Source organism: Rhizobium sp. PDO1-076 (assembly GCF_000247475.1).
Classification (GTDB): domain Bacteria; phylum Pseudomonadota; class Alphaproteobacteria; order Rhizobiales; family Rhizobiaceae; genus Allorhizobium.
In genome coordinates this window covers 1-5,940 of record NZ_AHZC01000114.1, presented here as the reverse complement: position 1 = coordinate 5,940, position 5,940 = coordinate 1, and the positions used below count along the sequence as shown (strand labels likewise).

The window sequence follows — 5,940 nt, the reverse complement described above, 5'->3', positions numbered from 1 at the left end:
GGCGGTGCTAAACCGGGCCATGAAGGCCATAGCCGGTCCTTGGCCAGCGATTTCGACCGTGTCGTCGATCATCGTCCCGATCAATGTTCATGCTGTGGGATTTTACTGGCGGGTGAACTTGCCGCTGAGATCGTCAGCGAACACGATGCGATCGAGCTGCCCAATATCAAACTGAACCGCACCGGGTTTGCCGGAGGCCATTTCGTTTAAGTTATGCGGCCATGGCTGCTTCGTCCAGCATGGCGTAATACCGCTCTTCAGCTTCGGCTGGCGGTATGTTTCCGATGGGCTCCAGGAGGCGTCGGTGGTTGAACCAATCGACTCATTCCAAAGTGGCGAATTCCACCGCTTCGAAGTTCCTCCATGGACCGCGCCGGTGAATGACCTCGGCCTTGTAGAGACCGTTGATCGTTTCTGCGAGGGCGTTGTCGTAGCTGTCGCCGACGCTTCCGACAGATGGCTCGATACCTGCTTCTGCCAACCGCTCGGAATAGCGAATGGACACGTATTGAACACCGCGATCCGAGTGATGCACGAGGCCGCCGCCATGAGCGGGACGCCGATCATGAAGTGCCTGCTCAAGGGCATCGAGGACGAAACTTGCATGTGCCGTCCGGCTCGCCCGCCAGCCAACGATGCGACGAGCGAAGACGTCGATGACAAAGGCCACGTAGACAAAACCCTGCCATGTGGCGAGTGGAGTAAGAAGCGCGGATGCGCTTCTCCTCCCCGAACCGTACGTGCACCTTTCAGCGCATACGGCTCTCTATTCAAGCTTGGCCCATGGCCATTGCAACATCATTGTAGTGCGATGTGACGGTGCTGCGGTTTTCGATCCAGAAGATGTATGGGTTTTCCTCCGGATTGCGCCACCGGAATTGCGCCTTGGGGCTTGAGACAAGCCGTTGCAGCGCTTTTCCGACAGGGTTACCGCGTTCATTGCGACCAAACACGAGCCAGGTTTTCGCCTTGCCCGGCTCCGGGACCCGGTACCATTTCCGCATCAAGGGTTTGATGCGGGATCGGTACTTGTGTCCCAGCCAATGCGCCATTTTCCAGAACACGACATGGGTCTTGTCCATGTTCAGCGTCAACTTCAACTCGCCTTCCAGAAACGCCCGGCATTCCTCACGGATTTCCTCTGCCTGAGCCTTGGTTCCTTTTACGATCACGACAAAGTCGTCAGCGTATCGGCAGTAGGCAACGGCCGGTTTCCATTGCCGGTTCTCTCGAACCGTAATGGGGCGGCGCTGCTTGATGCCGAAGTTCCATGCCCAGCGGTCCTTGCGGGCCTTGTCGCTCAGATATTTCGCCTCCAGCCACTTATCAAACTCGTGGAGCATGATGTTGGACAGGAGCGGTGACAGAACGCCACCTTGCGGAACGCCCTCGCTTGAGGCCGTAAACAGGCCACGGTCGATGTGGCCTGCCTTCAGGAACCGATAGAGAAGATCGACGAACCGTCCGTCCTGTAGGGGTCGGTTCCGGCTGGGGGCGGAATCCTACGTTAGCGATTTGAACGGGCGGATCATGATTGTCCGAGCCGTATAATTCGCTCGGCGATGGTTCTGAGCACGTTTTGCGCAACGATCTGGCTTTGGGGTGGCAGGTCTGACGAGCGGAACATCTCGACCAGATGCTGCAAATCCACGGCCCATTGCCGTCTCATGTGATCAAGTTGGCTGGCTTGACGGGCGAAGCCACCGGAATCGACGGCGGTCTGGAAAGCGCGTTCGAGGTCGGCGGCACAAGCCATCAGGGCAGAGAGGCTTCGCTTCAGCGGTTCGGGAAGTTCAGGCAGGTCGCGGTAGGGATGTGTGCCCGCTTCGGCCATTTGTCGATTGTTCTCGGACATGGCCTCCATCAGATCGGCGCAGCGATAAAAGCTCGGATAGCGCTCACAAAGGTCCATCAGTTCCTTGTCGGAGGCGGTGTCGTAAATCTTCTGAAGGCCCTCCATATAGCCCAGCATATGATCGAGCATCGCGCCGCCTTGAACACCCTGCTTCTCCAGCTGCCTCATCCGTAGATCAATGGCAGCGGCGATCTGACGATTGTCTTTTGACATGGTACCTTCCTGGAGCACGGCTATAGATTGGTGAGGTCGTCTGGAAACCGGCCACCTCGTTGGAGGAACTGGAACCACGTTTCCTTGCCGCGGTTCGAGACGACCAGATGCGCGGGATTATCGTCGTCTGCCTCAAGGACGCCAAGACGCACCAGGGGTACGATCGTTTTATCCCCGAGCACCTTCTCGTGGGTTCGCTGTGGTATGACAAGCATCCATCCCGATGTTCCGCGTTCGGTGGTGGCCGGGACAAGATATCCCCCAGGGGCGGGCTTGTTGTCGCGCGAAAGCGTGAACAGGCAGATGGACCAGAATGCGTTTCTTGGTCGCGGCGGTATCAACGCCCAATCGATTAGCCCGTCGGCTGGATATTCGATAATTGGGGCAAGCTGGCTTCCGCCGCCGCTGATCCCTTCCCTGTACGCCCTCTCGAGCGCATTGGCGATTGCGCCGGCCGTATCGACGGACAGGCCGTATTTGCGATTGTAACGGTCCTTCGCAACGATCTCGCGTGCAATCTCCCTGAAGCGAGCCTTGCGATACGGATCGGGCGGAGGACGCCTGACTTGTTTGGTCATAATGCGCGCTCCTCCGTTGCAGCCAAGGACGGACTACAGCGCTTGACAATGTCAGCGACAGTATTCTTGCTGATGCCGAGATCGCGTGCGATCCATCGGTAGCTGCGGCCTTCGGCGCTCAATGCCAGGACCTTCGGTGCAAGGCGATCTGATTTGGGGCGTTGGCCAACCTGACGGCCGAGTTTTTTCCCACGGGCCCTGGCGGCGGCAAGCCCCGATTTCACGCGCTCGCTCAGCAGATCCCGCTCGAACTGGGCAATGCCGGCAAGCAGGGTCGCCATCATCCGGCCGTGCGGCGTGTCGAGCTCGAAGGTCATGCCGCTCATGGCAACGACCGAGACCTTCCAGCCGGCCAATCTGTCGAGCGTATCCAGCAGATCCTGCGTGGAGCGCCCCCAACGCGAAAGCTCGGTGACGAGGACGGCTTCGATTTGTCTGGTCTGGGCGAGGTCGAGGATCCTGTTCCTGGCAGCCCGGTTTGCCGATGCGCCGGAAGCGGTTTCCTTGAAGATGCCGAAGACTTCGTAACCGCCGCGCTCAGCGAATGCGATCAGCTCGTTGACCTGCCGTTCGCACGACTGGTCGGCCGTCGAAACACGGGCATAAATGGCGGCACGTTGTCCCAATTGAACCTCTACGAATTTCGGCCTTGCAAGCCGTTGATTTTGCTGATCCGATTTTTGTCCAAAACAGACTAATGTTCAATAGAGACGATGACCCATGCCACGACGTCAAATTCTGACCGAGCGACAGCGCTCGGCCCTTTTCGATATCCCGGCCGGCTGCTGTCGCCTGGTGAGCTCATTCCGCAAGAGCTGTCCGGGTTTCTCGCCGCCCAGCTTGGACTGCAGAGCGACGATCTGGCCGAATATGCGGCACGAGAGGAAACACGCCACGACCATTTGGCTGCCTTGCGGGCAATCTATGGCTACAAAAGCTTTGCAGGCCGCGGCGCCCAGGAAGTGCGCGACTGGCTGGTCGCCCAGGCAGAAGACGCGCGTTCCAATGATGACCTTGCACGCCGCTTTGTCGAACGATGCCGTCAAACCCAAACTATTCTGCCGGCGATGACGACAATCGAGCGCTTATGCGCCGACGCTCTGGTAGAGGCCGAGCGCCGGATCGAGACCCGGATTGCCGATCGCCTTGATCAACCCATGCGTGACCGGCTCGACGCGCTGCTCACAGAAACGGTCGAGGGCAATATCAGCCGCTTCATCTGGCTGCGCAAGATCGAAGCCGGCAACAATTCCGCCAGCGCCAGCCGGTTGCTCGACAGGCTCGAATTCCTGAAAGGTCTCACTCTCGACCCGCAGGTACTCATCGGTGTTCCGCCACACCGGGTTGCCCGGCTGCGCCGGCAGGGCGAACGGTATTTCACTGACGGTTTGCGCGATATCAGCACGGATCGCCGTTTGGCGACGCTTGCCGTGTGTGCGGTGGAATGGGCGGCAATGACCGCGGATTCCATCGTCGAAACGCATGATCGCATCGTCGGCAAGACCTGGCAGGAGGCCAAAAGGCTTTGCGACGGACATGTCGCTGATGCCAAAGCCGCCGTAATGGACACCTTGCGCGCCTTTTCCGGCCTCGGCATCGTGATGCTCGAAGCCCGCAACGACGATATCTCTCTCGAAACGGCAGTGGCCGCTTCACCGGGCTGGTCGGAATTGGAGAAACTGGTCGCCACCGCCTCGCAACTCACCGACACGCTTGCTGCCGATCCCCTGGCTCACGTCGTGCAAGGATATCATCGGTTTCGACGATATGCACCGCGCATGCTGGCCTGCCTGGATATTCAATCGGCAAGCGTGGCCCAGACGCTCATGCAGGCAGTCATCAAAATCAGGGACAAGCACGACACATCATCGCAGCCGGCGGCTTTCTTGCGCCCGACTTCCAAATGGCACCGCCATCTCAAAGGGCGAGACGAAGGTGACAGCCAGTTGTGGGAGGTGGCTGTCCTGTTTCACTTGCGCGACGCATTCCGGTCCGGCGACGTCTGGCTCGCGCATTCGCGTCGGTACGCCGACCTCAAACAGGCGCTGGTGCCGATGGAGGCCGCCCAGGCAACAGCAAGGCTTGTCGTTCCGCTCGAACCCGACATATGGCTGGCCGATCGTAAGGCCAGGATGGAGGACGGGCTGAAGCGGTTGGCGAAGGCGGCCCGAAGCGGAACCATTCCGCTCGGGAACATCGAAGACGGGGTCTTGCACATGGAACGCCTGACAGCCGTGGCACCCCAGGATGCCGACGAATTGATCCTCGATCTCCACCGGCGCATGCCAGAGGTGCGTATCACCGACATCCTGCTTGATGTCGACGCCGCGACCGGGTTCACCGAAGCCTTCAGCCATCTTCGAACCGGCGCGCCCTGTCAGGACAGGATAGGGCTGCTCAACGTACTCCTTGCAGAAGGTCTCAACCTTGGGCTCAGAAAGATGGCCGAAGCCTGCAACACCCATGACTATTGGCAGTTGTCACGGCTGTCGCGCTGGCATGTCGAAAGCGACGCCATCGATCAGGCACTCGCCACGGTGGTCGCCGCCCAGGGGCGTTTGCCTATGGCGCAGTTCTGGGGAATGGGTGCCTCCGCCTCCAGTGACGGCCAATTCTTCCCGACCGCCCGACAGGGCGAAGCGATGAACCTCGTAAACGCCAAATATGGCAACGAGCCCGGCTTGAAAGCCTACACACATCTGTCCGACCAGTTCGCACCGTTCGCGACCCAGCTTATTCCGACGACAGCCAGCGAGGCGCCTTATATTCTCGACGGCTTGCTGATGAACGAGGCCGGTCAGCGCGTCCGCGAGCAATATGCCGATACCGGCGGCTTCACCGATCATGTCTTCGCCACCGCCTCGATCCTGGGCTACCGCTTCATCCCCCACATTCGGGACCTGCCGTCGAAGCGGCTGTATGTCTTCAACCCGGCTGGCACGCCCAACGAACTGCGCGGTCTCGTCGGGGGCAGGATCAGGGAAGACCTCATCGTCTCGAATTGGCCCGATATCTTGCGCGCCGCTGCGACCATGGTTGCCGGCATCATGCCGCCCAGCCAGTTGCTACGTAAATTCGCCGCCTATCCGCGGCAGCACGATCTCGCTCTCACCCTGCGCGAGGTCGGCCGCATCGAGCGCACGCTCTTCATCATCGAATGGATCCTGGATGCCGACATGCAACGGCGCGCCAGGATCGGTCTCAACAAGGGCGAGGCCCATCATGCGCTCAAGAACGCCTTGCGCATAGGCAGGCAGGGCGAAATCCGCGACCGAACGAGTGAGGGCCAGCATT

4 protein-coding genes and 3 pseudogenes are annotated in these 5,940 nt (G+C 59.8%); 2 read left to right on the top strand and 5 right to left on the bottom strand.

Translation table 11 applies throughout. From position 1 onward, the window contains the following. Positions 1-168: pseudogene (locus tag PDO_RS28255) on the top strand (IS66 family transposase); the annotation flags it as partial. Positions 169-211: 43 nt separating this feature from the next. Here PDO_RS28255 and PDO_RS08885 read toward each other — a convergent pair. From PDO_RS08885 to PDO_RS08865, 5 genes and pseudogenes are all read right to left on the bottom strand, one after another. Then, positions 212-703: pseudogene (locus PDO_RS08885) on the bottom strand (DDE-type integrase/transposase/recombinase); the annotation flags it as partial. A gap of 67 nt (positions 704-770) precedes the next feature. Further along, positions 771-1,409 (bottom strand): reverse transcriptase/maturase family protein, encoded by a 639-nt coding sequence (locus tag PDO_RS08880; RefSeq protein WP_280113365.1) that lies wholly within the window; start codon positions 1,407-1,409, stop codon positions 771-773. 119 nt (positions 1,410-1,528) lie between these two features. Then, positions 1,529-2,068: a hypothetical protein gene (locus PDO_RS08875; RefSeq protein WP_007600568.1), complete on the bottom strand. Its 540-nt coding sequence runs from the start codon at positions 2,066-2,068 to the stop codon at positions 1,529-1,531. Between the two features lie 20 nt (positions 2,069-2,088). Further along, positions 2,089-2,646, bottom strand: coding sequence for a hypothetical protein (locus PDO_RS08870; protein WP_007600567.1), 558 nt, complete (start codon positions 2,644-2,646; stop codon positions 2,089-2,091). Beyond that, positions 2,643-3,272, bottom strand: a complete 630-nt coding sequence (locus PDO_RS08865) for a recombinase family protein (RefSeq protein WP_007600566.1) — start codon at positions 3,270-3,272, stop codon at positions 2,643-2,645. The genes PDO_RS08870 and PDO_RS08865 overlap by 4 nt, the downstream gene beginning before the upstream one ends. A gap of 120 nt (positions 3,273-3,392) precedes the next feature. Here PDO_RS08865 and PDO_RS08860 point away from each other — a divergent pair. After that, positions 3,393-5,940 (top strand): annotated as a pseudogene (locus PDO_RS08860) (Tn3 family transposase); the annotation flags it as partial.